The sequence below is a fragment of the Azospirillum oryzae genome, from assembly GCF_900177515.1.
In the GTDB taxonomy this organism is placed as follows: Bacteria; Pseudomonadota; Alphaproteobacteria; order Azospirillales; family Azospirillaceae; genus Azospirillum; species Azospirillum oryzae_A.
Genome location: NZ_FXAK01000007.1, coordinates 65,343 through 91,556 on the forward strand (window position 1 = coordinate 65,343; position 26,214 = coordinate 91,556).

Here is a 26,214-nt window from a genome sequence, read left to right on the forward strand (position 1 = left end):
GTTAATTTTTCCGCACGATCAGGCGGTGGACTCCGTCAGGATCATCCAATCGTTCGGGGTGGACAGACAGAATGCTGTGACCCAACTCGACCAAGGATCGTGGAACGTTTTCCAAGGGTTCACCGGCATTCAGCCGGACTTCGAGTGTCTGCCCCGCGTCCATCCGCTCTACCATCAACTTGGTCTTGACGAAGGTTAACGGACAAACCTGCGAGGTGATGTCGAGAAACAAGTCTGCGGAGATTTTTTCGGTCACCGATTCCTCTTTGTTCCAAAGGATGGATATTGCACGATGCAGAAAACCTCTTTATATGGTGAGGTACGAATGCCGCGGAGCAAGCTTACATGAGCAACGGGTCCCCTTCCAACGCGCTGTTGTCTCTGACCACGGAGATCGTGGCGGCGCATGTCTCCAACAATACAGTCTCTCTGACCGATCTTCCGACACTGATCGAACAGGTCTACAAGTCGCTGGCCAACGTCGGCACCGAACCGGTGGTGGCGGAGGAGCGGCCGCAGCCCGCCGTGCCGATCAAGAAGTCGGTCACGCCGGACTATATTGTCTGCCTGGAAGACGGCAAGAAGCTGAAGATGCTGAAGCGCCATCTCAAGACGGCGTACAATATGACTCCAGAAGAATACCGTGACCGCTGGGGCCTGCCGACCGACTACCCGATGGTCGCGCCGAACTATGCCCGCCAGCGCAGCTCGCTGGCCAAGCAGATCGGCCTCGGCACCCGCGCCCGCCGCGGCGCCTGACGGCTGGGGCTTCCGCAGGGCGGACCGGCGCCGTGACGGCGCCGCCGCCCGTGCCTGCCCTCTCCCGCTTCTTCCTTCCGCATTGGTTGCCGGTATTGGCTGCCGGTACACCCGGAGTGCCGAAGGGGCTGCATCCCCGAAGTTCGCCGCAGGTTTCGGCTGACGGCACGCGACGATGTCGGTTGACCGGCAACCGGCGGATCGTGTTATGCCTTGTGGTGCGTGCGACGCTGTCCGTCCCGACCCTGGCCGCCGTGGCCCGGCGGCGGCAGGCCGGCGCGGCGCACAGTCCCGAACCATCGCAGCGGACCGTCGACATGGCTGATGCAAGCTTGGACCAGCCGGGCATGATCCGGACTAGCCCGGAGCGGAGCGAGGCGTCCGCATCCGAGGCCGCCACCATCGAAAATGCGACCGCCGGCGAAAAGCTGACCGATGGCATCCGCCTCGGCACGCTGGAGGTGCGGCTGGCCCGTTCCGCGGAGGAGATCGACTGGGCGCAGGCCTTGCGCTACCGCGTCTTCTACGAGGAGATGGCGGCGATCCCCTCCCCCGAGATGCAGGCCCGGGGACGCGATTTCGACGATTACGACGGCGTCGCCGACCATCTGCTGGTCATCGACCATGCCCGCGGCAACGGTCCCGACATGGTGGTCGGCACCTACCGCCTGATCCGCCGTCCCGCCGCCGAGAAGGTCGGCCGCTTCTATTCCAGCGACGAGTACGACATCGGCCGCCTCGCCAGCTATCCCGGCGAGGTTCTGGAGCTTGGCCGGTCCTGCGTCGATGCCGGCTATCGGTCGCGCGGCAGCATGCAGCTGCTGTGGCAGGGCATTGCCGCCTATGTGTTCCAACACGACATCGCCCTGATGTTCGGCTGCGCCAGCCTGCCCGGCACCGATCCGGATGCGATGGCGGAGCCGCTGTCTTATCTCTACCACCATCATCTGGCCCCGGCGGAACTGCGGGCGACGGCCCTGCCGGAACGCTTCGTGTCGCTGGACCGCATGCCCAAGGACCAGATCGATCCGCGGCGGGCGCTGAACATCCTGCCGCCGCTGATCAAGGGCTATCTGCGGCTGGGCGGTTTCATCGGCGACGGTGCCGTGATCGACCACCAGTTCAACACCACCGATGTCTGCATCGTGGTGAAGAGCGACCTGATCACCGACAAGTACGCCAAGCATTACGAACGTCGCAGCCGCGACAGCCAAGCCGGCTGAGGCGACCATGACCCGCACCGCCCGCGCCCTGGGGTCGTCCGGCCGCGGCGCCCTGCGCCTGACGCTGTACCTGCTGTGGACGCTTCTGCTGATCCCGCTGCAGGCCCTGGCGGTGGCGCGCGGCTGGCGGCTGTGCCGCACGCTGCCGGCCTTCTATCACCGGGTCTGCACCCGGCTGATGGGGCTGGACGTGGTGGTGCGCGGCCAGCGTGCCGCCGACGGGCCGGTGCTGTTCGTGTCCAACCACTCCTCTTACCTGGACATCACAGTGCTGGGCTCGCAGATCCCCGGCTCCTTCGTCGCGAAATCGGAGGTCGGGAGCTGGCCCTTCTTCGGCCTGCTCGCCCGGCTTCAGCGCACGGTGTTCGTCGAACGCAAGGCGCGCGCCACGGTCGACAAGCAGCGTGACGACATCGGCAGCCGTCTGGATGCCGGCGACAGCCTGATCCTGTTCCCGGAGGGCACCTCCAGCGACGGCAACCGCACCCTGCCCTTCAAGACCGCCCTGTTCGCCGTCGCCGCCCGCCGCATCGACGGCCGTCCGCTGACGGTCCAACCGGTCAGCATCGCCGCCACCCGGCTTGACGGCATCCCGATGGGCTTCGCCTTCCGCCCCTTCTATGCGTGGTATGGCGACATGGATCTGGCGCCGCATCTGTGGCAGGCCTTCCGCTTGGGCGGCATGACGGTGGAGGTGGAGTTCCACCCGCCGGTGACCATCGACGGTTTCAGCAGCCGCAAGGCCCTGGCCGAGCATTGCCAGCGCGTGATCGCCGACGGTGTCGCCCGCGCCATCTCCGGCCGCCCCGAGGGGCCGCCCCCGGCGAAGCACGCCGTCGTCCCAGCCGCCGCCGGTGTTGCCACACCTGCGCCGCCGGTCGCCGATCCCGCTCCCGGGAGTGCTTGATTCCGCTCTTGTATCCGCCGCGGCAGTCGCCTATAAACAGCGGGCGCGCGGGTGTAGCTCAATGGTAGAGCAGAAGCTTCCCAAGCTTACGACGAGGGTTCGATTCCCTTCACCCGCTCCAAACGCCAGCCGGCAGCATCATACCAGCTGCATGGCAGCCGGCCTTGAGCCGCTTCCTCCCAAAAGCCTTTTAAAATCCGGTTTTCGCAAACGAGCGGTTCGCACCGATGGGTGCGGATGGGCGCTCTCCTTTGCGTTGGCGGTTCGCCGATGGCGCGGTTGCCGGGATCACCCGCAATCCTTGAAGCTGGGCGGCATTGTCAGCCAGCCGAGAGGAGAACGCCGATGCCGCCGATCGAAAGAGCCCGCCGGCTGAGCCGGTCCCTGCAGGCCCGCTTCCGCATCGACCTGTTCTCCGCCCTCGTGGAACGCGAATTCGAACGGCGTCTGGCCGACGCCATTTTGGAGGCTGAACGCGATGCCTACCGGCGCGGGCGCGAAGAGGCGCAGGCCGGGGCGAACGCCGGCGCGGTCAGTCCATCTCCGCGGCCGGAAGCGGCGGCGCGGCCGGGCGGCCCGCCCATGACCATGTAAGGCCGGCACGCTCGGCACAGGCATAGTGCCAGGGATTTTGGTGGCCATGTCCGGCCCAATGCGGGTCGCCGGCGCGGATCGGCCGGCCGCAGCCACAGCATAGATGCCCGCTGCGGCTGGCGCGGCCGGCATGGCCGCGTGCTTCGCCGGTCTTGCCCGCTTTCGGCTTCGGTTCCCAGCCAAGCGAGGCAGGATGGCGGCCGTACAGCGCCATGATGGTTCCCCCAGTTCGTCCGGATTGCGCCAATTACCGGATGATCCCCCGATCCCGGTCCGCCAGCGCCGATAAAGACATCGTCGATAACGATGCTGCCGTGACGGTGCGAGAATGCCGCTGTACGTCGTCAAAGCCAATGACAAGGATGGGCAGGATCCTCTCCGAAATCGCCGGGCTTCCGCCTGACAAACCTTTCCAAACCCGTTTCATGGGAGCGCGACGAGGCAGAGTACACACAATAATCACTGGAGTTGCCTACACGCTCCAGACGATTGCATTTCGAAACTGTCGAGGGCATCGTGGGACCATCTTCCGGTCTGTTTCCGGTCACAACGATGTTCATATCTGGTTAACCGTCCGGGACTAGCGTCCGCCGCCTTCGTTGCGCTGCAGCATGCTGTTCATGCTACGGCGCCCCATGACGGTATTCCTGCTCGATTATCTCCCAACGCTCTTGGCATCGCCGGACTGTCGGCCACCTGCGTCAGGCCCGTCGCACTGGTATTGCCCCCGGTGGCAGTTTGGAACATTCGGCCCTGCCAAAGGGTTGTGGCAGCGTAGGGGACGCATGGGAGGGCCTGCCGCCATGGAAAAAGACGAGATCGTCGATACGCTCAATGACCTGATCCGCATCGTCGAGGACAGCCACGAGGGCTATCGGCAGGCCGCGGAATCCGCCCAGGACGAGGATCTGAAGGCTCTGTTCAACGATCTCGCCGCCCAGCGCGGCGCCATCGTGCGCGAGATCCAGCGGCTGGTCGCCGAACAGGGCGGGGCGCCCGACATGGGCGGCACCATGCTGGGCGGTGCCCACCGCTTCTTCCTGGAGTTGAAATCCGCCGTGCTCGGCCATGACCGTGCCACCATCATCCAGGAGGTCGAACGCGGCGAAAGCGAATGCCTGCGCCGTTACGAAGAAGCGATGGCGAAAGAGCTTCCCCTGCCCATCACCGCGGTGATCGCCCAGCATCTGGACCGCATCCGCGTCGACCGTGACCGCATGGCCGCCCTGCGCGGGGTGGTGGCATGATGGTGCGTTGCAACATTGCGGGTGTGGGAAAGCGGGCGTAGGCTTTTCCCGGTGGCTGCAACCCATTGATATGGCCCCAGGGTCGTATCGCAGCCTCCGCCGATGAACGGCTCCGATCATCCGGCCCCGCCCGTCCAAAGCCGGCGGCCGGATGTCCACTCCATCTGGACATGGATTGATGAACAGCGACAAATCGAAGACTGCAGACCCGGTCGGCAGCGATCTGGTGACGAAGGGCGCTTTCGCCCTGTACCGCGCCGAGAATGCCCACCGCGTGTCCGAGTTCCAGAAGTCCCAGAATGCCGAGGCGGCCATCGCTGCCGATTTCGACGCCTACCGCACCCGTTATCTGCGGAAGTTCAAGGACATCTTCGACAGCCTGTCCGAACAGGGCCTGACCGTCACCCGCGCGGTCTGACCTCAACCCAAGGGGCCGGGGCGGCACTGAAACGAATGGGAAAGCCGCGGGGCCGCCGCTATACTGCGCGGCATGGCCCGTATGCTGTTCCTCCGCGACATCGACGCCGACGTGCAACTGCGCTGCCGCGCCTGCGGACATGGTGGCGTGCTGCCCCGTGCCATGCTGGAACGGCGCTTCGGCCCCAATTATCCGGTGCTGTCGATCGCGCCGCATTACCGCTGCTCGCGCTGCGACTCCCGCGATATCGAAAGCCGGCCGATCCTGGCCGACCCCCCGACCGCCGGCCTCCCTACCGCCAGCAATGACGAGCCGTCCTTCGATGCGCCGTTGGCGGCACTGAACGGCCTGCTCGCCTCGTTGCGTGGCGGAGACGGCGGCCGGGACAGGACGGCCGATGCGGAGCCCCCTCCCCCTCCCCCTCCTCCGGCGCCTGTTCGCGGCAAGCCGGTGTCGGAACGTCCGCTGTCCGACCTCGTGGCCGACGGTCCGGCGGAGGATGGCGCCGCTCCGCTGTGGGAACCCGTTTCGCTCGCGGACATGGCGGCGCGCTTGGGCAGTCCGTCGCCGGCGGATGATTGGTCCAACGATTGGGATGATGAGCCGGCGGTGGACGATGCCAGGACTGCCGCCAACGACGAGGGGCCGGAGCCGGCCCGCGACGAAGTTGGCGGTACCGCTGATCCGGACGGCGCCGAGTCCGAGGATGGCGATCCCGACGATGATGGCGACGAGACGCTGATGGCGATGCGCCGGCTGCTGGCGCAGGCCTACGGCTCCGACGACGACGAGGACGACCCTGCGCCTGAGCCCCAGGCCGGCCGCGCAACGAGTTTTGCCGAACCTCCGTCCGCCGACGGTCCCGTCGACGACGGGCCGGGCCTGCGTGGGCGCGGGCAGGACGAGGATGCCCAGGACGAACCGCCGGTCTTTTCGCACAAGGTCCTGGTGCGCCGGGATTACGAGGACGACGGCGCGGACGCCGGATCCGATCCCTGGCACCTGGAGTCCGGGGACAGCGGCCGGGAGGATGATCTGGAAGACGGCGATCCGGACGGCGAGGAACCGTCGGAGGACGAGATCCTGTCCTTCGCCATCCGCGACCCGGAGAAGCCCGTCCCGGCATCCGTCTCCCGCCCGGCGAAGCCGGCGCCGCCGCCTGCCGAGCCGCTCGACTTCGACCAGCATCGCGCCGAACGCCGGGCCCTGCGCCCGCCCCCGCCGCCAGAGGACGAGGAAGGCTTCGACCGGACCCTCGCCGCCCTGCGCTCCATGATCGAGGATGCGGCGAACGAGCCTGCGGAGGAAGAGGAGGAGGCTGCGCCGTCGCTCAAGAACCCGCGCAATGCCGGCAGGATCGTCGACAAGCCTGCCCGTCGCGAGGAGCCGGATGATCCGGTGCCCGGCCGGGGCGGGGATGACTGGTCGGTGCCCGCCGGCTGGGGCGAGTCCGATCCGGCGCCGGAGGCTGCGGCCCCGGAACAGGAACCGGAGCCGCCCCCGGCCGGTCGCCGCTCCGCCCAGGAGCGCGAGATCGAGGAGGCGATGAAGGCCTTGCGCGGGATGATCGAGGACGAGATACAGCCGGAGTCGCCGGCGCCCGCTTCCCAACCGAAACCCCGCGCCGCCAAGCCGCGTCCTCCGGCCCGCGGCGGATCCGCCGCGCCGGAGGCAGGGACGCCGCCCAAAGCCAAGCTGCCCGATGTTCAGCCGGACACGGCAAAGCCCGCCAATCCGGAAGCCAAGCTGGAGGTCAAGCCCGGCGGCGAACCGACGCCGCTCAGCAAGACCATCGCCGCGCTGCGCGGCATGCTGGAACTGGACGGCCGCCGCAAGCGCTGAGGCGCCGCCCGGCCGCCGGTTTGCGGCTTACTTGCGCAGCCGCTTTTCCTGCATGATCTCCAGCTGCAGCTGCTGGATTTCGGTCAGACGCTGCCATTGGCGCTGGATCAGATAGTCCATCTTCTCGTGCAGGTGCCGGATCTCCAGCTCGGCCTTCAGGTTGACGCGGTAGTCGTTTTCGGAGCGCAGGCGGTCCTTCGCCTCCTGCCGCTTCTGGCTCATCATGATGACCGGCGCCTGGATGGCGGCCAGACAGGACAACAGCAGATTCAGCAGGATGAAGGGGTAAGGATCGAAGGCCCGCGTGTCGCCTTCCAGGACGTTGATGAGCATCCACACGCCCAGGAAGAAGGCGAAGGAGATCAGGAAGGCCCAACTGCCGCCGAAGCTGGCGAGACCGTCCGACAACCGTTCACCCAGCGTGCGGTGGTCGTCGTACTCCTCCTCCGGGTTTTCGGCCAGCGTCTCGTGCCGGGCAAGGCTTTCGGCGACCTCGCGGTCCAGTTCGCTGAGTTCGCCATGCTCCTCCTTCAGCAGCTCGGCGACATAGAGCGAGCGGTAGCGCGCCAGTTCCTGCCGGCTGATCTGCGCGTCCGGCTCCAGATGCGGGTGGTCGTGGCGGATGCGGTCGGCCAGGCTGGGGCGCAGCGCGTCCAGCGCGATCAGGTCGCGCTTCGGCCGGCGCTTGCCGCTGATGGCGCAGGGCTGACGCTTGGACGACAGCAGGCCGCCGGCGTCCTCCGGATCGGCGGACGGGAAGGTCGGTTCCGCGGAATCGTCACCATCCTGCGGTGGAACTTGATGATCGGACATGACGTCGCCCTCCCTGGCATGCGCGAACCGGCGCGGGCGACTTTATGCCCGATCTTTTTGACACGCCGGTTAAATCACCGAAAGGCTGATGCGGCGGGTAAGGATGGCATCGCCTTGCAAAGGCTGAACCTTGGCCTCCCTGCCGCCGGACCCGGCCGCCAACGGGCCGGTTTCGGATGAATTCCCGTTCATCTCGGCCGCCGCAACGGAAAAGGGGCCGCCTTGCGGCAGCCCCTATCCTTACCTGCTGACAGGCTTTCCGCTGACGGTTTCGGCTGGTCAGCCGATGCGCCAGACGTCCGGGCTGTTCTCCAGCCGCTTCAGGACGGCGAGGCGCTGCTGCTCGATTTCCTCGGGCAGGCGGTCGCCGAAGCGGTTGAACAGCTCCTCCTGGTCCCGCGCCTCGGCCTCGGCCTCCTTGCGGTCGATGTCCATGATCTTGGCGAACTTGTCGGCCGGGAAGTTCAGGCCCGACCAGTTCAGATCCTGGTAGCGCGGGGAATAGCCGAAGGGCGATTCCGCCACGTCGGTGGCACGGCCGCGGACGCGGTCGACGATCCACTTCAGCACGCGCATGTTGTCGCCGAAGCCCGGCCAGACGAACTTGCCGTTCTCGTCCTTGCGGAACCAGTTGACGCGGTAGATGCGCGGCAGGCTCTCCACCTTGCCTTCCATCGACAGCCAGTGGTTCCAGTAGTCGGCCATGTTGTAGCCGCAGAAGGGCAGCATGGCGAACGGGTCGCGGCGGATGGCGGCCTGGCCGACGGCGGCGGCGGTGGCCTCCGAGCCCATGGTCGCGGCCCAATAGACGCCTTCGCGCCAGTTGTAGGCCTCGAACACCAGCGGGAAGGTCTTCGACAGGCGGCCGCCGAAGATGAAGGCGCTGATCGGAACGCCGGCCGGATCCTCCCAGGCCGGGTCGATCGACGGGCACTGCGCCGCCGGCGCGGTGAAGCGGCTGTTCGGATGGGCGGCCGGGCGGCCGCAACCCGGGGTCCAGTCCTTGCCCTGCCAGTCGATCAGGTGGGCCGGCGCCTCGTCGGTCAGGCCTTCCCACCAGACATCGCCGTCGTCGGTCAGCGCGACGTTGGTGAAGATGACGTTGTGGTCCAGCGTCTTCAGCGCGTTCGGGTTCGACTTCACGCTGGTGCCGGGGGCGACGCCGAAGAAGCCGGCCTCCGGGTTGATGGCACGCAGCGTGCCGTCGGGCTGCGGCTTGATCCAGGCGATGTCGTCACCGATGGTGCGGACCTTCCAGCCCTCGAACTCCTTCGGCGGGACCAGCATGGCGAAGTTGGTCTTGCCGCAGGCCGACGGGAAGGCGGCGCCGACATAGGTCTTCTCGCCGGCCGGGCTTTCCACGCCCAGGATCAGCATGTGCTCGGCCAGCCAGCCCTGCTCGCGGCCCATGGAGGACGCGATGCGCAGCGCGAAGCACTTCTTGCCCAGCAGAGCATTGCCGCCATAGCCGGAGCCGTAGGAGACGATGCGGTGCTCCTCCGGGAAATGGACGATGTACTTGTTGTCGGCGTTGCAGGGCCAGGCGACGTCCTGCTGGCCGGGCTCCAGCGGGGCGCCGATGGAATGCAGGCAGGGGACGAAATCGCCGTCGCCCAGGATGTCGAGAACCTTCTGGCCCATGCGGGTCATCAGGCGCATGTTGACCGCGACATAGGGGCTGTCGGAGATCTGCACGCCGATGTGCGAGATGTCGGAACCCAGCGGCCCCATGCTGAACGGCACCACATACATGGTGCGGCCGCGCATGCAGCCCTCGAACAGGCCGTCCAGCTTGGCCTTCATCTCCTCCGGGTCCATCCAGTTGTTGGTCGGACCGGCTTCCTCGCGCGTCTTGGAACAGATGTAGGTGCTGTCCTCGACACGGGCGACGTCGCCCGGATCGGAGCGGCAGAGGAAGGAGTTCTGGCGCTTGGCCTCGTTCAGGCGGATGAAGGTGCCCGATTCCACCATCTCGTTGCAGAGACGGTCATATTCCTCCTGCGACCCGTCGCACCAGTGTACGCGCTCCGGCTTGCATTTCAGCGCGATCTCCTCGACCCAGGCCAGGAGCTTCTTGTTCCGCGTCCGCGTATGTCCAGTCATATCGTCCCTCTCGAAGGCTGGGCCGGTCCCCTTGCGCCCGGGCATGCCCCTCGCCGGGGGTCCCGCGGCCGGTCCGGCCGTTCTTTCGTCCGTTGTCGTGTCGTCAGATGGAAGGCGACCGCCGCATCAGCGGGGCGCCGGTCCGAAGGGGCGGTCGGGCTGGAACCCCGCCGCGATGCGCTGCACCGCCCAGGACACGGGCAGGGTGCGGCGACGATACGGTGCAAAAGGCGGTCCTGAGGCGACAGGTCTGGGGGCCAATGGCCCGGACGGGAAACGGGTCGATCCGTTATGGTCCACTGAAGTGTTCTCCTGGTTGCGCGTGCCCGCGCGCCGCGTTCTTGTTTTTGGTGCGGCGCCCGGTGGTGTCGAAGCGACCTCTCGGCTGGTCGTTCAGGCTGACGGTTGGCAGGCTGACGGTTGGCTTCTCGCCTCTCTCGTTATTGCTTTTCGTTCCGACCGTTCTTCTTGTTCTTCATCTTCTTCTTGTTCTTTCCGGCATCGGGCACCATCAGGTACTCCCGCCACCGGCTGTTTCGGTCCCAGCCTTTTCGGTCCCGGATGTCGATCCTCCGGGTTGTCCGGACCCGTCCTGCGGCCGGATCAGCGTGTCCAGCGTCAGTTTAGCCGATTCGGGGTCGTGGATTCTCTGCTCAAAATCGACGCGGGCGACGTACCCCCCGCGTCGCAGGTCGCATCCCTCCGGGTCGATTCCGGTCAGGCTCCAGCTTTCTCCGTCGCCATCCGTGGCTGGACCGAGCCGGGGGCCGTACCCCTCGCCGTTCAGATGGTCAAGCAGCGCCGCCTCGCCCGCCGCCAGGGCGGGGGCCGCGGCGGGCAGGTCCAGTTCCGCGGCGGAGAGCCAGTGGATGCGGCCGAAGCCGGCGACCAGATGGGCGCGCTCAACCGCCACGCGGTAGATTGCGAAATCGGCGAAGCCGGCATAGAAGGCGGCGGCGGGATGGCGGCGCAGATAGCGCGCGCGGTGGATCGGATCGTCCGACCGCTCCGCCCGGCCCAGCACCGACAAGCGGGCGCCGGTCAGCGGCTGCGCCAGCCCGGCGGTGCCGTCGAACAGCAGCCCGACCCGGCCGTCGGCCAGCAGGTTGCGCGTGTGGTCGGCCAGCGTGGAGAGCAGAAGCAGCGGACTGCCGTCATGGTCGAACGCCACCAGCACCAGCGAGGGATATGGCCAGCCGGCGGCGCCGGTTCCGGTGCCGTCATCGGCCGGCCGCTGGGCGGTCGCCAGCGCGGCGCGGTCGCAAGCGCGCATCAGGCGCCGGGCGCCCAAAGCCGCAGCAATGGTTGCCGGATCCATGGTTGCCGCAGCCATGGCTGCCGCAGCCGGGATGGCGGAGTCCGGGCCGCTCCGGCCGGTGCCCGGCGGCGTCGCGCCCTCCTTGCCGTCCGGCATGGCGCCGGCCGGAGAGGACGCGGGAAGGGCGTTCGAAAAACTCATTCCGAAACGAGTGCGTTCTCCCGCGCGGCACCGTTGTTCGGCGCCGCATTGCCGCCATATTGGACCATACAAATGCTGCGGGAAAAGAGAAAACTGCCTCTGGTACCTGGACTCTGGCATAAAGTATTGGAATGACCACTCCGCCTATGCCTGATGTTTCCGCTAACATTTCTGTGAACCGGCACTTCGGCCGCCCCGCCCTGACCTGACCCGTTTCAATAGGATCTGTTACGACCATGGCCCACACCGTCGCCCTGGTGGATGACGACCGCAACATCCTGGCTTCGATCTCCATCGCCTTGGAGGCCGAAGGGTTCGAGGTGCGCACCTACACCGACGGCGCCGAGGCGCTGCGCGGATTGAGCCAGCGCCCGCCCGACCTCGCCGTGCTCGACATCAAGATGCCGCGCATGGACGGCATGGAGTTGCTGCAACGCCTGCGTCAGACCAGCCAGATGCCCGTCATCTTCCTGACCAGCAAGGACGACGAACTGGACGAGCTGATGGGCCTGCGCATGGGGGCCGACGACTACATTAAGAAGCCCTTCTCGCAGCGCCTGCTGATCGAGCGCATCCGGGCGCTGCTGCGGCGCGAGGCGTTGCGCGGCGAGAGCGTGGAGGCCGATCCCGGCCAGCTGATCACCCGCGGCCCGCTGCTGCTGGACGGCGCCCGCCATGCCTGCAGCTGGAAGGGCCAGCCGATCGACCTGACCGTGACCGAATTCCTGCTGGTGCGCGCGCTGGCCCAGCGGCCGGGCCATGTGAAGAACCGCGACCAGCTGATGGACGCGGCCTATGGCGAGCATGTCTATGTCGACGACCGCACCATCGACAGCCACATCAAGCGGCTGCGCAAGAAGTTCAAGGCGGTCGACCCGGACTTCTCCCAGATCGAAACGCTTTATGGCGTCGGCTACCGGTACAAGGAATAGCGCGGTGTCCACCTTGGGCCGGGGCGGAACCAGACGGCGCGTGTCGCCGCTGACCCTGCGCATCCTTGCGGTGAACGTGCTGGCGCTGGTCCTGCTGATGGCCGGCCTGCTCTATCTCGGCCGCTATCAGGACCGGCTGATCCAGGCGGAGACCGAGGCGCTGGAGACGGAGGCGCGCATCTTCGCCTCTGCGCTCGGCGAAGGGGCGGTGAACCGCATCCTGACCGCCCCGTCCCCCACCGGCGACGAGGGGGGCGAGCGGTTCGAACTGGCGCCCGAACTGGCCCGGCCGATGATCCGCCGTCTGGCCGAGGCGACGGCGACGCGCACCCGCCTGTACGACATCGACGGGCGCATGCTGTCCGACAGCCGGGTTCTGGTCGGATCGCAGGGCCGCATCGAGATCCGCGAGCTGCCCTCCCCGCCGGCCGGCGACCCGCTGTCGCGCGCCATCAACGACCTCTACACCCGCCTGATCGACGTGGTGCCGAGCCGCGAGGGGCTGCCGGTCTACCGCGAGCAGCCGGGCGAGCCCAACCCCGACGTGGAGCGCGCGCTGGGCGGCGAGGCGGCGGCCACGGTCTGGCGTGTCGACGGCGCCGGCGGCGATCCGGAGCTGCTGCTGACGGTGGCGGTGCCGGTCCAGCGCTACCGCGAGGTGCTGGGCGCGGTGCTGCTGACCCGCGGCGGCGGCGAGATCGACCGCGCCATCCGCTCGGTCCGCTTCGACATCCTGCGGGTGTTCGCGGTGGCGCTGCTGGTGACGGTGGGGCTGTCCTTCTATCTGGCCGGCACCATCGCCCGGCCGATCCGCCGGCTGGCCCAGGCCGCCGACCGGCTGCGCACCAGCCACGGGCGCCATGCCGAGATTCCCGACCTGACCCGCCGCGGCGATGAGATCGGCGAGCTGTCCGGCGTGCTGCGCGAGATGACCGACGCGCTGTGGACGCGGATGGACGCCATCGAACGTTTCGCCGCCGACGTCGCCCACGAGATCAAGAACCCGTTGACCTCCCTGCGCAGCGCGGTGGAGACCGCCGGCCGCGTCAGCGATCCGCGCCACCGCGACCGGCTGATGGCGATCATCGCCGACGACGTGCAGCGGCTGGACCGGCTGATCAGCGACATCTCCAACGCCTCCCGCCTGGATGCCGAGCTGTCGCGGGCGGAACCGGAACCGGTGGACATCGGTCTGCTGCTGACCATGCTGGCCGAACTGCGCCAGACGGTCGCCGAAACCGTGGCCGAAACCGTCGATGAACCGGTGGCGGCCGGCGGAACGGGAGAAACCGCCGCCACGCCGCCGCGCGTCGTCGTCGACGTGCCGGCGGGCGAGCGTCTGGTGGTGCCGGGGCTGGAGGGACGGTTGACACAGCTGTTCCAGAACCTGATCGACAACGCCCTGTCCTTCTCGCCGCCCGGCGGCCTGGTGCGGCTGACCGCCCGGCGCACCGGCCGCAGCGTCACGGTGGTGGTGTCGGACCAGGGGCCGGGCATCCCGGAGGGGAAGGAGGAGGCGATCTTCGACCGCTTCTATACCGAGAGGCCGGCGGGCGAAAAGTTCGGCACCCACTCCGGTCTCGGACTATCGATCGTGAAACAAATAGTAGGCGCACACAACGGTTCAGTATTTGCGCAAAATAGGAAGATATCGGGCGGGAGCATCGATGGTGCCGACTTCGTCGTGATCCTGCCTCTGCTTTAGGAAGCTCTGCGGAATTTCATACATCCTTTGCACTCTCGGCTAGACAAGCCGCCTGCAAGCACCGATCATGGCTCAGGTCGTTCTCTCCTGTCGGCTGCCGAGGCGCCCGGACCACGCCAGTCCGGTTGTTTGCTTCAGATCGACACATCTGGAAGAGGGCGGCCACAGCCCGGAACAAGGATGTGGGGTTGCCATGCCTGAGTCCGCTCCACCCGAGTCCCCCGTACAGCTCCCGCTTCGTCCCGGCCGCCCTCCCGCGGGTGTCGGCACCGCTTCGGCGGAGGTCGTCGATCTGCGCCGTTACCGTCTGGCCCGCCTGATCCGCGATGCCGGGCGGCAGCAGGGGGAGCTGGCGAAGCTGATGCGGGACTCCGCGCAGGAGCGGACGCAGTTGGCGGAGGCGCTGCAGGGCGCGCAACGCCACCTCGCCAGCATCGCCGACAATTACAAGGTCCTGCTGGTGCGGCTGAAGCGGGAGAAGGACTTCCGCGACGCCTGCCAGGAGGCGGCGGAGCTGGAGGATCTGGACGAGATGATCCGGCGCCGCGACGCGCTGGCCCTGGAACTGGAGGCGATCCGCCGCACCCCCCGCGGCGCCGCCAACGCCTGAGGAGTCTCGCCGCTCAAGCAATCAGACCGAAAGAACGGTCGGAAGCGGATGGGGGAGCCCGGACAGGTTTCCCCGCCTGACATCATGGGCCACCGTTCCGTTTCCATTGACAGAATCGGCGCCACGTCTCACCTTCGCCAGACTATGGTGACGATTCACGGCACCTGCGTCTTGCTCTCCGGAATCGGCGTGCTGCTGCGTGGAGAGTCCGGACGGGGAAAATCGGATTTGGCCTTGCGACTGATCGATGGCGGCGCCCTGCTGGTCGCGGATGACCGGGTGGTGCTGCAGAGCGAGCCCGGCCGCCTGACCGCCTCATCCCCGCCCGCCCTGTCCGGGCTGCTGGAGGTGCGGGGCGTCGGCATCCTGCCCGTTCCCTCGGCCCCGTCCGCTCTTGTCGGTCTCGTCGTCGATCTGGTTTCCCGTCCGGAGGTGGAGCGCCTGCCGGAGGCGGAGACCGAGACGCTGCTGGGCGTCGCCCTGCCCCGCCTCGGGCTCTGCGCCTTCGACGCCTCGACCCCCGCCAAGATCCGCCTTGCCGCCGCCAGCCTGTGCGGCGGCCGGCTGGACCGGGTGCCCGCCAGCCTGTCCGCCCAGCCGAGCCCGGTCACATCATGACATCTTCCGACGTGCCGTCTGATCCCGCCACCACCGCTGCCTCCCGCGGGCGCGTCGTGCTGGTCACCGGCCTGTCGGGCGCCGGCATGTCGGTGGCGCTGAAGGCGCTGGAGGATCTAGGATACGAGGCGGTGGACAATCTGCGCCTGTCGCTGGTCCCCGCCCTGATTCGGCAGGCCGACCCGAAACGCCGGCCGCTGGCCCTGGTGATCGACAGCCGCACCCGCGACTTTTCCGCGCAGAACTTCCTGGACGAGCTGGAGGAGTTGCGGGGCGACAGCGACCTCGACGTCAGCCTGGTCTTCTTGGATTGCGGCGACGAGGTGCTGCAGCGCCGTTTCACCGAGACCCGCCGCCGCCACCCGCTGGCGGAGGACCGCACGGTGCCCGATGGCATCCAGCGCGAACGCGCCCTGCTGTTCCCGCTGAAGGAGGAGGCCGACGTCACCATCGACACCACGCAACTGTCCATTCACGATTTGCGGCGCATCCTGTCCGGACATTTCCGGCGTGATGCCCAGGCAGCCTTGCAGGTGTTCGTGACCTCCTTCTCGTTCCGCCAGGGACTTCCGCGCGAAGCCGATCTGGTCTTCGACGTGCGGTTCCTGACCAACCCGCATTACGATCCGGAGCTTCGGCCGCTGACCGGCCTGCATCCGGCCGTCGCCGCGCGGGTTGAGGGAGATGCCGACTACCCGGCCTTCTTCCGGAACCTGACCGAGTTGCTGCGCCCGCTGCTGCCGCGCTACAACCAGGAAGGCAAGAGTTACCTGACCATCGCCATCGGCTGCACCGGCGGCAAGCATCGCTCCGTCTTCGTCGCCGAACGGCTGGCGGCATGGCTGAAGGAGCAGGGGCTGCGGGTCAACCTGAGCCATCGCGAACTGGACCGGCAGGGCCTGCGCACCGGGACCGGCGCCCAGGGCGGCGGTCAGGCTCCCCACCAGGCCCCTCATCAGGGATGATGCAAATTGCGCCTTGACGACCATACGTCCAACCAACGATCCAGATGCGATGTGGGCAGGCGCCTTGCGGCACCGGCCCGCGCGCAGGTCTCCGGGGAGGACCCAACCTTGAAGGATGTCCCATGATCGGTATGGTTCTTGTCACCCACGGGCGGCTGGCCGAGGAGTTCATCGCCGCGCTGTTCCACGTCGTGGGCGAACAGCAGCAGGTGCGCGCCGTGTGCATCGGGCCGGACGACGACATGGAGCAGCGCCGCCAGGACATCCTGAATTCGGTGGCGGAGGTCGATGACGGATCGGGTGTCGTGGTGCTGACCGACATGTTCGGCGGCACGCCGTCCAACCTCGCCATCTCCATCATGGACAAGGCGAAGGTGGAGGTGATCGCCGGCGTCAACCTGCCGATGCTGATCAAGCTCGCCAGCGTGCGCAAGACCGAGCCGCTCGACAAGTCGGTGATCGCCGCCCGCGACGCCGGGCAGAAATACATCAACGTCGCCTCCACCCTCCTGTCGGACTGAACCGCCCGCGATGAGCCACCCCGACGACATGGCGCCGACCGACGGCGAGATCCGCCGCACCGCCACCATCACCAACCAGCGCGGCCTGCATGCGCGCGCCTCGGCCAAGTTCGTCAAGCTGGTCGCCACCTTCAATGCCGAGATCTCGGTGCGCCGCGGCGATTCCGTGGTGTCCGGCGAATCGATCATGGGGCTGATGATGCTGGCCGCCGGTCCGGGGACCAGCGTGGAACTGCGCGCCAGCGGCGCCCAGGCCGATGCGGCGATGGATGCCCTCCTGGATCTGATCAACCGCAAGTTCGATGAAGAGTGACCTGCCCCCCGCCGGTGGCCCGGTGGCCGGCCCCGACCGCGGCGGTTCCGGCGGAACGCCGTCCCTCGACCAGCTGAGCGGTTCGGCACGCGCCCTGCGCGGCCTCGGCGTGTCGCCCGGCATCGCCATCGGCCCGGCCCATGTGGTGGAAAGCGGTGCCGTCGCCATCCCGGAATACGTCATCGAACCCGACGCCGTCGAGGCGGAGGTCGCCCGCTTCAACGAGGCGGCGACCAAGGCGCGCCGCCAGATCAAGAAGCTGAAGAGCAAGGCGCTGGTCCTGCCCGATTCGGCGTCGGAAGAGATCGGATTCCTGCTGGACGCCCACCTGTCGATGGTCACCAACTCGCGCCTGACCCGCGGGGTGGAGCATCGCATCAAGCAGGACCGCGTCAACGCCGAGGCCGCCATCCAGGCGGAGATCGCCGCCATTGCCGCCACCTTCGCCGGCATGGACGACGCCTATCTGGCCGGCCGCATCGACGACATCCGCGAGGTCGGGCGGCGGCTGACCCGCAACCTGATGAAGCAGGAATACCGGGCCTTCAGCACGCTCGCTCCCGGCAGCATCATCCTGGCGGAGGAGCTGACCCCCGCCGACACCGCCCTGCTCGACCCCGCCGTCGTCGGCGGTTTCGCCACCGTTCTGGGCGGAGCGGAAGGGCACACGGCGATCCTCGCCCGCTCGCTCGGCCTGCCGGCGGTGCTGGGCGCGCCCGGCCTGCTGGCCGGCGTGCGCAACGGCGTGACGGTGATCGTCGACGGGCTGCAGGGCCGCGTGCTGATCGACCCGCCGGCCGACGTGCTGGACGACTACGGCGAACGCCGGGCCGCCCGCGAACGCGAGCGCCAGGGATTGAAGAGTTTGCGCAAGCTGCCCGCCGTCACCCGCGACGGCACCGCCGTGACGCTGATGGCGAACCTGGAGCTGCCCCGCGACCTGGATCAGGCGCTGGAGCATGGCGCCCAGGGCATCGGCCTGCTGCGGACCGAGTTCATGTTCATGAACCGCGACCATCTGCCCGACGAGGATGAGCAGTACACCGTGCTGCGCACCATGATTGAGGGGATGGGCGGCCGCACCGTCACCGCCCGCACCATGGATCTGGGCGGCGAGAAGCTGGCCGGCTGGATGGCCGGGCGCTATGGCGAGCCGGCCAACCCGGCGCTGGGCCTGCGCGCCATCCGGCTGGGCCTGCGCGAACCGAAGCTGCTGGAGACCCAGCTGGCCGCCATGCTGCGGGCCGGCGCCCATGGGCCGTTGCGCATCCTGCTGCCGATGATCGCCTCGGTCACTGAGGTGCAGAAGGTGCGGGAGATGATGGGGCAGGTCGCCCGCCGGCTGCGCCGCCGCGGCGTCGCCATCGCCGATCCGCTGCCGCCGGTCGGGGTGATGGTGGAGGTGCCGGGGGCGGCGCTGGCCGCCGACGCGCTGGCCTATGCCGCCGACTTCTTCTCCATCGGCACCAACGACCTGACCCAGTACACGCTGGCCATCGACCGCGCCGACGAGCAGGTCGCCACCCTCTACGACCCGCTGCATCCGGCCGTGCTGCGGCTGATCCAGTTCACGGTGGAGGCGGCCCTGCGCGCCCGCATTCCGGTGTCGGTCTGCGGCGAGATCGCCGGCGATCCGCGCTATTGCGCGCTGCTGCTGGGTCTTGGCGTGCGCGAGCTGTCGATGGCGCCGCTGTCGGTGCCGGCGGTGAAGAAGCGCATCCGCTCGCTCGACCTGATGGAGGCGAGCAAGCGTGCCCGCGTCATCATGGACCAGAGCGACAGCGGCCGCATCGCCACGCTGCTGGACGACTTCAACGCCATCCTGTAGCGCCCCCGTTCAAGGTGCCTTGCGTCCCGCCATGTGAGCCAGATAGGCGACGACGCGGTCGAGGTCGGCATCGCTCAGCATCGCCGGATCGAAGCCCGGCATCTGCTGGCTGGGCCATGTCCGGACGGAGCGAGGATCGCGGACCAGTCTCTTCAGCCCGGCGGGGGTGAGATATTCGGTCGGGCTCATCGGCCGGTTCAGGTCCGGCCCCATCGTGGCGCTGCCGGCGCCGTTCAGGGTGTGGCAGGCCATGCACTGGGTGATGAACACCGCCTGTCCGGCGCGGATCGGCGAGTCGGCGGCCAGTCCCGGCTCGACCGCCAGCTGCGGCCAGCGCCGCAACGGATCGTCCGAGGCGACGATGCGGGCCAACTGGTAGGGCCATTGTTCGCTGCGCACCCCCGACGCCTCCGGCCGCACCCACACCAGATAGAAGGGACCGGCGGACACCTCCTTGCCCGGCAGGTTGGGCCAGGGCCGGTCGGCCGGCTCCACCGCCAGGAAGGCGACGGCGCCGTCGGGTCCGGTGCGCAGGCACAGCTCCGGCGGCAGCTGCGCGGTGAAGCCGTCCGACGCCACCCCTTCCAGTACGGTACCGGGCGGGAAATCGCCGATGCCCAGCAGGCTGGCGAGCGGCACGGCGCGGTAGCGCATCGGCCGGCCATAGGAGATGTCGGCGGGAATGTCGACGGTCACCACATCGGGCCGGGCCAGCAGGGCGTCGCGGTCGAACACCCGCTCGGCCCCGGCAACGGCGATGGTCAGCGTCGGCCCGCCGGCCAGTGCCGCATGCACTGGCAAGGCGGCAAGCAGAAGAAACAAGGTGGCGAGCAGGCGCCCGCCCATACGCGCAATCGACGGCTTCATCATTCCGGGTCTTCCTCCGCGTCGTCCTCATTCCATGGGTCGTCCCACGGGTCGTCCCACGGGTCGTCATCGTCGGGGGCGGAGCCTCGCCGGGCGGCGGAGGCCGGTTCCCGCTCCAGCCGCTCGATCTGTTCGGGATGGGTGATCTCGATCATCGGGCCGTTGCGCAGCGTGATCCAGCCGCGCACGCGCACGCGCCGGCCCTCGTAGGACAGCGGGTCGATGCCAGCGCGGGTGACCTCGCGCATCGCGGCGCGCCCGATATGGACGGTGACGTCGCTGCGCCAGTCGGCGCCGAAATCCAGCCAGGTCTCGCCGCCGCTCTTGGAGACGGCCAGCACCACCCCCTCCACCAGTTGGAAGCTGTCGCGGTCGCGGGCGAGTTCGTCGGCGTCGGCGGCATCGCGCACGGCATAGACCCGGCTGCGCCACAGCCCGCGTCCGGCATCGCGCGCGGTAGTCTCGCCCGCCAGCATCTCGGCGGCATAGGCGCGGGCGTCGGGCCGGGTGTGGACCCGCGCCATTCCGCGGACCAGCAGCGCCGATTGCAGCCACAGCCCATCCTCCCGCACCAGTTGGGCGAGCAGCCGGTCACGGCGGTCGACCGGCGCCGGCCCATGCAGCAGGACGCGGCGGCCCAGCGCCAGATCGCTCAACGCCCTCGTCGCCGCCTCCGCCAGCGGCCAGACCCGCCCGTCGGCGGGATTGGAGTTGCGCGGCGGCTTCGCCGCCTCGATGCCGGCCAGCCGGACCTGTCGGCCGTCCTCCAGCTCCAGCGTATCCCCGTCCAGCACGGCGGCGACCCGCAGCCCTTCCGCCGAAGCGCCCCCGGCCAGAAGCAGCCAGCCCAGAAGCGGCACGGCCAAGCGCACAAGCGGAAGCGTGACATATCGCATCGGGAATGCCGTCCTTGCGGAACATCCGCCGCCGGGCGGGGTTCTGACCGGTATGCCGACCCACGTCCCCTTCCGCAAGCCGTTCCGCATGGCGCTGGCCGCGCTCTGGCTCGCCGCCACCCCCGTCCTGGCCCCGACCGCGCAGGCCGGGCTGCTCGACAACGTGCTGTCGGGCGGCGACGAGGCGGCGCTCGGCGCGCAGGAGCATCCGAAAATCCTCGCCCAGTTCGGCGGGGAGGTGAAGGATGCCAAGCTGCAGGGTTATATCGACCGGCTCGGCCGCAAGCTCGCCGCCACCACCGATTTGGCGCGCGAGCCCTGGACCTTCACCGTGCTGGACAGCGACGTCGTCAATGCCTTTGCCCTGCCCGGCGGCTATGTCTATGTGACCCGCGGCCTGCTGGCGCTGGCGGAGGACGAGGCGGAGGTGGCCGGCGTCCTGGCCCACGAGATCGGCCATGTCACCGCCCACCATTCGGCGCAGCGCCAGACCCGGCAGACCATCGCCGGCATCCTTGCCGCCGGGGTCGGGCTGGTGTTCGGCAACGACACGCTGGCGCAGCTGGCCGGGCTGGGCGGCACCGCCGTGGTCGCCAGCTATTCCCGCGAGCAGGAGCTGGAGGCAGACCGGCTCGGCGTCGACACCCTGCAGCGGAGCGGCTACGACCCCTTCGCCATGGCGACCTTCCTGGAGACGCTGCGCCGCGACAGCCAGTACGAAGGCTTGCGCGCCGGCGACAAGGGCGAGGGCGGCTTCGACTTCTTCGCCAGCCATCCGGCGACCGAGGAGCGCGTGCGCATCGCCGCCGACCTTGCCCGCAAGATGCCGCAGGGTGGCGCCCGCCCGCGCGATCCTTACCTGGAGGCGGTCGACGGCATGGTCTATGGCGACAGCCCGGAGAACGGCTATGTCCGGGGCCGGACATTCGCCCATCCGCAGCTGGGGATCGCCTTCACCGTGCCGCAGGGCTATTCGCTGCTGAACGGCGCCGATCAGGTGGTCGCCAAGGGGAAGAACGGCACCGCCATGGCCTTCGACGGCGGATCGGCCGCCGGGGTCTCCGACCCGGTCGCCTTCCTGACCGGCGTCTGGGGCAAGGGGGCCAATCTGTCCAACGTCCAGCGCATCACCATCGGCGGCATGCCGGCGGCGACCGCCACCACGCGCGGCGAGTCCAACGGCGACAGCGCCGACATCCGGCTGGTGGCGATCCGCACGCCGGACGGCAAGATGTACCGCTTCACCTTCCTGGCGCCGGCGGGGGCGCTGGCTCGTTTCGATGCCGATTTCCAGGCGGCGGCCAACAGCTTCCACCGCCTGACCGCGGAGGAGGCCGCCCGCTACCGCCCCCGGCGCGTCCAGGTGGTGGCGGTGCGGCCGGGCGACAGTGTCGACGGCTTCGTCCGCCGCATGCCGCAGGAACCCTACGCCGAGGAACTGTTCCGGATCATCAACGACCTGCCGCCCGGAACGCCTCTGCAGCCCGGCCAGCGGGTGAAGGTGATCGTCGGCGAATAGAGCCTTTCCCGGCGTGAGCGTGGCCGCATGAAATCCGCGTAAGGATACAGCCCGGCGGGTTGCCGCCGGACGGGCGGGCGGGTAGGCTGCCGCGCATGTCCGATACCCCGTCAGCGCGCGTCCCGATCGCACCGGCCGTTCCGGTAAAGGCTGCGAAGCCGGCGCAGAAGCCGAAGCCCGCCGGGCGTCGGCGGCTGCGGCTGCCGATCGCCGCGGTGCTGGTTGCCGGGTTCGGGTCGCTGATGCTGGCGGCGGTCGCCAGCGTTCTGGTCCTGGGTCTGGTCAGCGCCACCACCAACACCTTCGCCCTGCTGAACGACAAGGCCGATCTGGCGCTGGCCGGGGTGGAGGTGCGGGTGCGCCACCAACTCGACCCCGCGCGGGAGATGGCGCGCTTCGTCGCCGGGCTGGTGGAGCGCGGCGACCTGCGGGCCGGCGACACCACGGCGATGATCGACACGCTGCGCGGTGCGCTGGCCGGCGCGCCGGACGTCACCGGCCTCGCCTTCATCCGCCCCGACCTGACCGGCGTGCGCGTCGCCCGGCTGAACGGCGAGCTGATGGCCGAACCCTTCGACATGCAGGGCGAAAGCGACATCCCGCCGGAGGTGCTGGACGGCCCCAACCGCAGCGCCGCCAGTTGGGCCGAGCCGCGCTGGCTGAAGGAGGCGCAGAACAGCTTCGTCACCGTCTACCAGCCGGTGCGGCGCGACGGCCGCTATCTTGGGCAGGTGGCGGTCGGCGTCTCGCTGGGTGACCTGTCGCGCTTCCTGCAGGTTCTCTATGTGGAACAGGGGCTGAACGCCTTCGTCCTCTACGACCACAGCCATGTGCTGGCCCATCCGGCGCTGGTCGGCCGGAGCTTCGATTTCTCCGGCAAGCTCGACGGTCCGCCGCTGCCGCGCATCGATCAGGTCGACGACCCGGCGCTGGCGGCGCTGTGGTCCGGCGGCGTGCCGGTGCAGTCGCTGAAGAAGCGGGTGGAAGGGCGCAGCGTGCGCGTTCTCGGCAGCGACTACACCTTCCTGACCCGCAAGATGTCCGGCTACGGCCAGCAGGACTGGATCATCGGCATCGGCTATCGCGACGGCGAGATGGGGGTGGAGATCCGCCGGCTCTATGTCACCGGTGCCGTCGGCTTCGCCATCCTACTGGTGTCGGTCGGGGTGGCGCTGCTGGTCGGGCGGCGGATCAGCCGGCAGGTGGCGCGATTGGCCGAGGCCGCCGACCGTGTCCGCGCCTTCGAATTCCGCGCCATCCCCGACCTGCCGGACTCCCGCCTGCGCGAGATGGCGCGCGCCGCCGCCGCCTTCAACGCCATGGTCGCCGGCCTGCGCTGGTTCGAGACCTATGTGCCGAAGGCGCTGGTCCTGCGCCTGATGCGCCAGCGCGAGACCGAGGGCGGGCTCGACTCCGTGCAGCGCGAGGTGACGGTGATGTTCACCGACATCCGCGGCTTCTCGCGCATGGCCGAGCACATGGCCGCCGCCGACACCGCCGCCCTGCTGAACGAGCATTTCACCCTGCTCGCCGCCTGCATCGAGGCGGAGGGCGGCACGGTGGACAAGTTCATCGGCGATTCCCTGATGGCCTTCTGGGGCGCGCCGGAGGCGCAGGAGGACCATGCCGTCCGCGCGCTGCGCGCCGCGCTGGCGATCCACCACGCCATCCGCGCCGACAACCGCCGCCGCGTCACCGCCGGCCGTGCGCCGATCCATGTCCGCGTCGGGTTGCACAGCGGCCCGGTGGTGGTGGGCAACATCGGCTCCGACAGCCGGATCAACTACACCATCGTCGGCGACACCGTGAACGTTGCCGCCCGCATCGAGGAGTTGTCTGCGGCCCTTCAGGGCGAGGCCGAGGTGATCGTGCTGACCAGCGGCGTCACCGCCGCCAAGGGCAAGGACGCCGTCCCGCTGGTCCGCCAGGGCGGCCGGTCACTGCGCGGCCGCACCGGCATGACCGAACTCTGGCGCCTCGTGCTGGAGGAGGAGAAGAAGGCCGCACCCCCGGCGGGGGAGAAGGCGACGCCATCTCTCTCCCTCCCTTCCCTTCCCGATGCGGGAGAAGGCGCGAAGCCGGCGTTCGCAGGTAAGGATACACCCTGATCCGGGTCGGAATTTTCAGCTAAGTCACTGAAAAGACTGGAAACACCCTCCCGCCTATCCTTACGTCAACGCCAGCCGCGACGGCCACCGCGGCGGTCGTCCTCGTCGAACAGTTCGGCCAGCTTGTTCATCATCGTGCCGCCCAGCTGCTCCGCATCGACGATGGTGACGGCGCGGCGGTAGTAGCGGGTCACGTCGTGGCCGATGCCGATCGCCACCAGTTCCACCGGCGACCGGGTCTCGATCTGCTCGATGGTCTGGCGCAGGTGGCGTTCCAGATAGTTGCCGGCATTCACCGACAGGGTGGAGTCGTCCACCGGCGCGCCGTCGGAGATCACCATCAGGATGCGGCGCTGTTCCGGCCGGCCGAGCAGCCGGTTGTGCGCCCATTGCAGCGCCTCGCCGTCGATGTTCTCCTTCAGGATGCCTTCGCGCAGCATCAGGCCCAGATTCTTGCGGGCGCGGCGCCACGGCATGTCGGCGGCCTTGTAGACGATGTGGCGCAGGTCGTTCAGGCGGCCGGGATGCGGCGGCTTGCCGGCGGCGACCCAGGCCTCGCGCGCCTGTCCGCCCTTCCAGGCGCGGGTGGTGAAGCCCAGCACCTCCACCTTCACCGCGCAGCGCTCCAGCGTGCGGGCGAGGATGTCGGCGCTCATCGCGGCGATGGAGATCGGCCGGCCGCGCATCGAGCCGGAATTGTCGATCAGCAGCGACACCACCGTGTCGCGGAAATCCATTTCCTTCTCCGCCTTGAAGGAGAGCGGCAGCACCGGGTTGGCGACGACGCGGGCCAAGCGGGCGGCGTCGAGGATGCCCTCCTCCAGGTCGAAGTTCCAGGAGCGCTGCTGCTTGGCCATCAGCCGGCGCTGCAGCCGGTTCGCCAGCTTGGAGATCACGCCCTGCAGATGCTGCAGCTGCTGGTCCAGCAGGTGGCGCAGCCGTTCCAGCTCCGCCGGGTCGCAGAGGTCGGCGGCGTCCACCACCTCGTCATACTGGGTGGTGAAGGCCTTGTAGGCGTTGGGATCGGGTTCGTTGCGGCGGTTGACGTCGTTGCGCCAGGGCTGGCCGGGGCCGGCGGGCTCTTCCGCCCCCTCGCCCTCGCCCATCTCCATGTCGCCTTCCTCGCCGGCGCCCTCCTCGGCGCTTTCGCCGGCCTCCGACGAATCCTGCATGTCCGACGACGCCATGGATTCGGAGTCCGACTGGTCCTCGTCCTGGCCGCGGGTCTGGCCGTGCTGGGGCGACTCCTCATCCTCGGAGGACTGGGTCTGCTGGTCCTCCTCCTCTTCCTGGTCGGCTTCCTGCCCGACTTCCATGTCGAGATCGGCCAGCAGGCGGCGGACGGCCTTGGCGTAGGCCTCCTGGTCGCCGGCGTAATTGGCCAGTCCCTTCATGTCCTTGCCCAGCCGCTCCTCGATCCAGGGGCGCCAGAGGTCGACGGCATGGGCGGCGGCGGGCGGCGGCGGCGCGCCGGTCATCGCCTCGCGCGCCATCAGCCGCAGCGCTTCGGACAGCGGCACCTGTCCGCGATCTTCGACGCGGTCGAGGCCCTGGCGGGTGTAGCGGTCGTCCAGCGCCGCTTCCAGATTATGGGCGACGCCGGCCATGTCGCGGCTGCCCAGTGCCTCGCAACGCGCCTGCTCCATCGCGTCGTAGGCTTGGCGTGCCGCGTCGCCCAGCGGCATGCGGTGGGCGTGGACCGTTGCATCGTGATAGCGCAGCCGCAAGGCCACGGCATCGGCCGCCCCGCGCAGCTTGGCGACCTCGACGGGGTTCAGATCGCGCGCCGGCAGCGGCACCCGCACCCGCTGGCCCGACAAGCCCGGCGGATCGGACGAAAAGCCCACCTGCACCTCCGCCCGCCGGGACATGGCGCGCACCGTGGCGGTGGTGGACCGCTTGAAGGCCTCGACGGGGGTGTCGTTCTGGGTGGTCATCGCTGGGGCGTCTTCGTTCTTGGGAGAGTT

24 protein-coding genes and 1 tRNA gene are annotated in these 26,214 nt (G+C 68.7%); 18 read left to right on the plus strand and 7 right to left on the minus strand.

The features are described from left to right. Position 1: 1 nt before the first annotated feature. Positions 2–256, minus strand: a complete 255-nt coding sequence (locus tag B9N97_RS12840) for a sulfurtransferase TusA family protein (RefSeq protein ID WP_085087002.1) — start codon at positions 254–256, stop codon at positions 2–4. 89 nt (positions 257–345) lie between these two features. Between B9N97_RS12840 and B9N97_RS12845 the strand changes: the two genes are divergently transcribed. The 8 genes from B9N97_RS12845 (at position 346) to B9N97_RS12880 (ending at position 6,990) form a co-directional block, all read left to right on the plus strand. Further along, complete coding sequence (locus B9N97_RS12845) at positions 346–759, plus strand: Ros/MucR family transcriptional regulator (RefSeq protein WP_085087004.1); 414 nt, start codon at positions 346–348, stop codon at positions 757–759. Between the two features lie 317 nt (positions 760–1,076). Beyond that, positions 1,077–1,982 (plus strand): GNAT family N-acetyltransferase, encoded by a 906-nt coding sequence (locus tag B9N97_RS12850; protein WP_143266683.1) that lies wholly within the window; start codon positions 1,077–1,079, stop codon positions 1,980–1,982. A 7-nt stretch (positions 1,983–1,989) separates the two neighbouring features. Then, on the plus strand, positions 1,990–2,889 hold the full coding sequence (locus B9N97_RS12855) for a lysophospholipid acyltransferase family protein (protein WP_085087006.1): 900 nt from the start codon (positions 1,990–1,992) through the stop codon (positions 2,887–2,889). 47 nt (positions 2,890–2,936) lie between these two features. Then, positions 2,937–3,010, plus strand: a tRNA-Gly gene (locus B9N97_RS12860). 224 nt (positions 3,011–3,234) lie between these two features. Next, positions 3,235–3,483: a hypothetical protein gene (locus tag B9N97_RS12865; RefSeq protein WP_085087008.1), complete on the plus strand. Its 249-nt coding sequence runs from the start codon at positions 3,235–3,237 to the stop codon at positions 3,481–3,483. Between the two features lie 803 nt (positions 3,484–4,286). Beyond that, positions 4,287–4,730, plus strand: coding sequence for a ferritin-like domain-containing protein (locus tag B9N97_RS12870; protein WP_085087010.1), 444 nt, complete (start codon positions 4,287–4,289; stop codon positions 4,728–4,730). Between the two features lie 178 nt (positions 4,731–4,908). After that, on the plus strand, positions 4,909–5,148 hold the full coding sequence (locus B9N97_RS12875; protein ID WP_085087012.1) for a hypothetical protein: 240 nt from the start codon (positions 4,909–4,911) through the stop codon (positions 5,146–5,148). A gap of 81 nt (positions 5,149–5,229) precedes the next feature. Next, positions 5,230–6,990 carry a hypothetical protein gene (locus B9N97_RS12880; protein ID WP_143266685.1) on the plus strand — a complete coding sequence of 587 codons (1,761 nt, stop codon included), beginning with the start codon at positions 5,230–5,232 and terminating at the stop codon, positions 6,988–6,990. A gap of 27 nt (positions 6,991–7,017) precedes the next feature. On the opposite strand, the gene B9N97_RS12885 is transcribed toward B9N97_RS12880, so the two are convergent. From B9N97_RS12885 to B9N97_RS12895, 3 genes are all read right to left on the minus strand, one after another. Then, positions 7,018–7,803 carry a DUF1003 domain-containing protein gene (locus B9N97_RS12885; protein WP_085087016.1) on the minus strand — a complete coding sequence of 262 codons (786 nt, stop codon included), beginning with the start codon at positions 7,801–7,803 and terminating at the stop codon, positions 7,018–7,020. A 279-nt stretch (positions 7,804–8,082) separates the two neighbouring features. Further along, positions 8,083–9,906, minus strand: a complete 1,824-nt coding sequence (locus B9N97_RS12890) for a phosphoenolpyruvate carboxykinase (GTP) (protein WP_085087018.1) — start codon at positions 9,904–9,906, stop codon at positions 8,083–8,085. A 511-nt stretch (positions 9,907–10,417) separates the two neighbouring features. Next, positions 10,418–11,365, minus strand: coding sequence for a HugZ family pyridoxamine 5'-phosphate oxidase (locus B9N97_RS12895; RefSeq protein WP_085087020.1), 948 nt, complete (start codon positions 11,363–11,365; stop codon positions 10,418–10,420). Positions 11,366–11,601: 236 nt separating this feature from the next. Between B9N97_RS12895 and B9N97_RS12900 the strand changes: the two genes are divergently transcribed. The 8 genes from B9N97_RS12900 (at position 11,602) to ptsP (ending at position 18,857) form a co-directional block, all read left to right on the plus strand. Beyond that, positions 11,602–12,297 carry a response regulator transcription factor gene (locus B9N97_RS12900; RefSeq protein WP_085087022.1) on the plus strand — a complete coding sequence of 232 codons (696 nt, stop codon included), beginning with the start codon at positions 11,602–11,604 and terminating at the stop codon, positions 12,295–12,297. Beyond that, on the plus strand, positions 12,269–14,002 hold the full coding sequence (locus tag B9N97_RS12905; protein ID WP_085087024.1) for a stimulus-sensing domain-containing protein: 1,734 nt from the start codon (positions 12,269–12,271) through the stop codon (positions 14,000–14,002). Before B9N97_RS12900 ends, B9N97_RS12905 begins: the two co-directional genes overlap by 29 nt. Positions 14,003–14,195: 193 nt before the next feature. After that, the gene (locus B9N97_RS12910) at positions 14,196–14,612 is read left to right on the plus strand and encodes a hypothetical protein (protein WP_085087026.1); all 417 of its coding nucleotides are present in this window, start codon (positions 14,196–14,198) and stop codon (positions 14,610–14,612) included. Between the two features lie 144 nt (positions 14,613–14,756). After that, entirely contained in the window at positions 14,757–15,230 is a 474-nt protein-coding gene (locus B9N97_RS12915; protein WP_085087028.1) for an HPr kinase/phosphorylase, read from the plus strand. Further along, positions 15,227–16,195: an RNase adapter RapZ gene (gene rapZ, locus B9N97_RS12920; protein ID WP_085087030.1), complete on the plus strand. Its 969-nt coding sequence runs from the start codon at positions 15,227–15,229 to the stop codon at positions 16,193–16,195. Before B9N97_RS12915 ends, rapZ begins: the two co-directional genes overlap by 4 nt. 122 nt (positions 16,196–16,317) lie before the next feature. After that, the gene (locus B9N97_RS12925; RefSeq protein WP_042690507.1) at positions 16,318–16,716 is read left to right on the plus strand and encodes a PTS sugar transporter subunit IIA; all 399 of its coding nucleotides are present in this window, start codon (positions 16,318–16,320) and stop codon (positions 16,714–16,716) included. A 10-nt stretch (positions 16,717–16,726) separates the two neighbouring features. Then, positions 16,727–17,029 (plus strand): HPr family phosphocarrier protein, encoded by a 303-nt coding sequence (locus tag B9N97_RS12930; protein ID WP_085087032.1) that lies wholly within the window; start codon positions 16,727–16,729, stop codon positions 17,027–17,029. Continuing rightward, entirely contained in the window at positions 17,019–18,857 is a 1,839-nt protein-coding gene (gene ptsP, locus B9N97_RS12935; protein WP_085087034.1) for a phosphoenolpyruvate--protein phosphotransferase, read from the plus strand. The genes B9N97_RS12930 and ptsP overlap by 11 nt, the downstream gene beginning before the upstream one ends. 9 nt (positions 18,858–18,866) lie before the next feature. On the opposite strand, the gene B9N97_RS12940 is transcribed toward ptsP, so the two are convergent. Both B9N97_RS12940 and B9N97_RS12945 read right to left on the minus strand, forming a co-directional pair. After that, positions 18,867–19,727, minus strand: a complete 861-nt coding sequence (locus B9N97_RS12940; RefSeq protein WP_167393296.1) for a cytochrome c — start codon at positions 19,725–19,727, stop codon at positions 18,867–18,869. Then, a complete protein-coding gene (locus B9N97_RS12945) occupies positions 19,724–20,620 on the minus strand; it encodes a thermonuclease family protein (protein ID WP_244560698.1) in 897 nt (298 codons plus the stop codon). The genes B9N97_RS12940 and B9N97_RS12945 overlap by 4 nt, the downstream gene beginning before the upstream one ends. 52 nt (positions 20,621–20,672) lie before the next feature. Here B9N97_RS12945 and B9N97_RS12950 point away from each other — a divergent pair, with 52 nt between their 5' ends. Beyond that, positions 20,673–22,139, plus strand: coding sequence for a M48 family metalloprotease (locus tag B9N97_RS12950; protein ID WP_085087036.1), 1,467 nt, complete (start codon positions 20,673–20,675; stop codon positions 22,137–22,139). Between the two features lie 95 nt (positions 22,140–22,234). Beyond that, entirely contained in the window at positions 22,235–24,247 is a 2,013-nt protein-coding gene (locus B9N97_RS12955; RefSeq protein WP_085087038.1) for an adenylate/guanylate cyclase domain-containing protein, read from the plus strand. Positions 24,248–24,312: 65 nt separating this feature from the next. Here B9N97_RS12955 and cobT read toward each other — a convergent pair whose 3' ends face one another. Beyond that, positions 24,313–26,184 carry a cobaltochelatase subunit CobT gene (gene cobT, locus B9N97_RS12960; RefSeq protein ID WP_085087040.1) on the minus strand — a complete coding sequence of 624 codons (1,872 nt, stop codon included), beginning with the start codon at positions 26,182–26,184 and terminating at the stop codon, positions 24,313–24,315. Between the last annotated feature and the right edge of the window lie 30 nt (positions 26,185–26,214).

Bases quoted from the DNA above. Each gene is read 5' to 3' on its own strand.
- B9N97_RS12955 (WP_085087038.1), top strand. From the start codon at position 22,235: ATGTCCGATACCCCGTCAGCGCGCGTCCCGATCGCACCGGCCGTTCCG.
- B9N97_RS12895 (WP_085087020.1), bottom strand. From the start codon at position 11,365: ATGAGTTTTTCGAACGCCCTTCCCGCGTCCTCTCCGGCCGGCGCCATG.
- B9N97_RS12915 (WP_085087028.1), top strand. From the start codon at position 14,757: ATGGTGACGATTCACGGCACCTGCGTCTTGCTCTCCGGAATCGGCGTG.
- B9N97_RS12875 (WP_085087012.1), top strand. From the start codon at position 4,909: ATGAACAGCGACAAATCGAAGACTGCAGACCCGGTCGGCAGCGATCTG.
- B9N97_RS12880 (WP_143266685.1), top strand. From the start codon at position 5,230: ATGCTGTTCCTCCGCGACATCGACGCCGACGTGCAACTGCGCTGCCGC.
- B9N97_RS12930 (WP_085087032.1), top strand. From the start codon at position 16,727: ATGAGCCACCCCGACGACATGGCGCCGACCGACGGCGAGATCCGCCGC.
- ptsP (WP_085087034.1), top strand. From the start codon at position 17,019: ATGAAGAGTGACCTGCCCCCCGCCGGTGGCCCGGTGGCCGGCCCCGAC.
- B9N97_RS12940 (WP_167393296.1), bottom strand. From the start codon at position 19,727: ATGATGAAGCCGTCGATTGCGCGTATGGGCGGGCGCCTGCTCGCCACC.
- B9N97_RS12945 (WP_244560698.1), bottom strand. From the start codon at position 20,620: ATGCGATATGTCACGCTTCCGCTTGTGCGCTTGGCCGTGCCGCTTCTG.
- B9N97_RS12910 (WP_085087026.1), top strand. From the start codon at position 14,196: ATGCCTGAGTCCGCTCCACCCGAGTCCCCCGTACAGCTCCCGCTTCGT.
- B9N97_RS12905 (WP_085087024.1), top strand. From the start codon at position 12,269: ATGGCGTCGGCTACCGGTACAAGGAATAGCGCGGTGTCCACCTTGGGC.
- B9N97_RS12890 (WP_085087018.1), bottom strand. From the start codon at position 9,906: ATGACTGGACATACGCGGACGCGGAACAAGAAGCTCCTGGCCTGGGTC.
- B9N97_RS12855 (WP_085087006.1), top strand. From the start codon at position 1,990: ATGACCCGCACCGCCCGCGCCCTGGGGTCGTCCGGCCGCGGCGCCCTG.
- B9N97_RS12845 (WP_085087004.1), top strand. From the start codon at position 346: ATGAGCAACGGGTCCCCTTCCAACGCGCTGTTGTCTCTGACCACGGAG.
- B9N97_RS12850 (WP_143266683.1), top strand. From the start codon at position 1,077: ATGGCTGATGCAAGCTTGGACCAGCCGGGCATGATCCGGACTAGCCCG.
- B9N97_RS12900 (WP_085087022.1), top strand. From the start codon at position 11,602: ATGGCCCACACCGTCGCCCTGGTGGATGACGACCGCAACATCCTGGCT.
- B9N97_RS12865 (WP_085087008.1), top strand. From the start codon at position 3,235: ATGCCGCCGATCGAAAGAGCCCGCCGGCTGAGCCGGTCCCTGCAGGCC.
- B9N97_RS12885 (WP_085087016.1), bottom strand. From the start codon at position 7,803: ATGTCCGATCATCAAGTTCCACCGCAGGATGGTGACGATTCCGCGGAA.
- B9N97_RS12870 (WP_085087010.1), top strand. From the start codon at position 4,287: ATGGAAAAAGACGAGATCGTCGATACGCTCAATGACCTGATCCGCATC.
- cobT (WP_085087040.1), bottom strand. From the start codon at position 26,184: ATGACCACCCAGAACGACACCCCCGTCGAGGCCTTCAAGCGGTCCACC.
- B9N97_RS12925 (WP_042690507.1), top strand. From the start codon at position 16,318: ATGATCGGTATGGTTCTTGTCACCCACGGGCGGCTGGCCGAGGAGTTC.
- rapZ (WP_085087030.1), top strand. From the start codon at position 15,227: ATGACATCTTCCGACGTGCCGTCTGATCCCGCCACCACCGCTGCCTCC.
- B9N97_RS12950 (WP_085087036.1), top strand. From the start codon at position 20,673: ATGCCGACCCACGTCCCCTTCCGCAAGCCGTTCCGCATGGCGCTGGCC.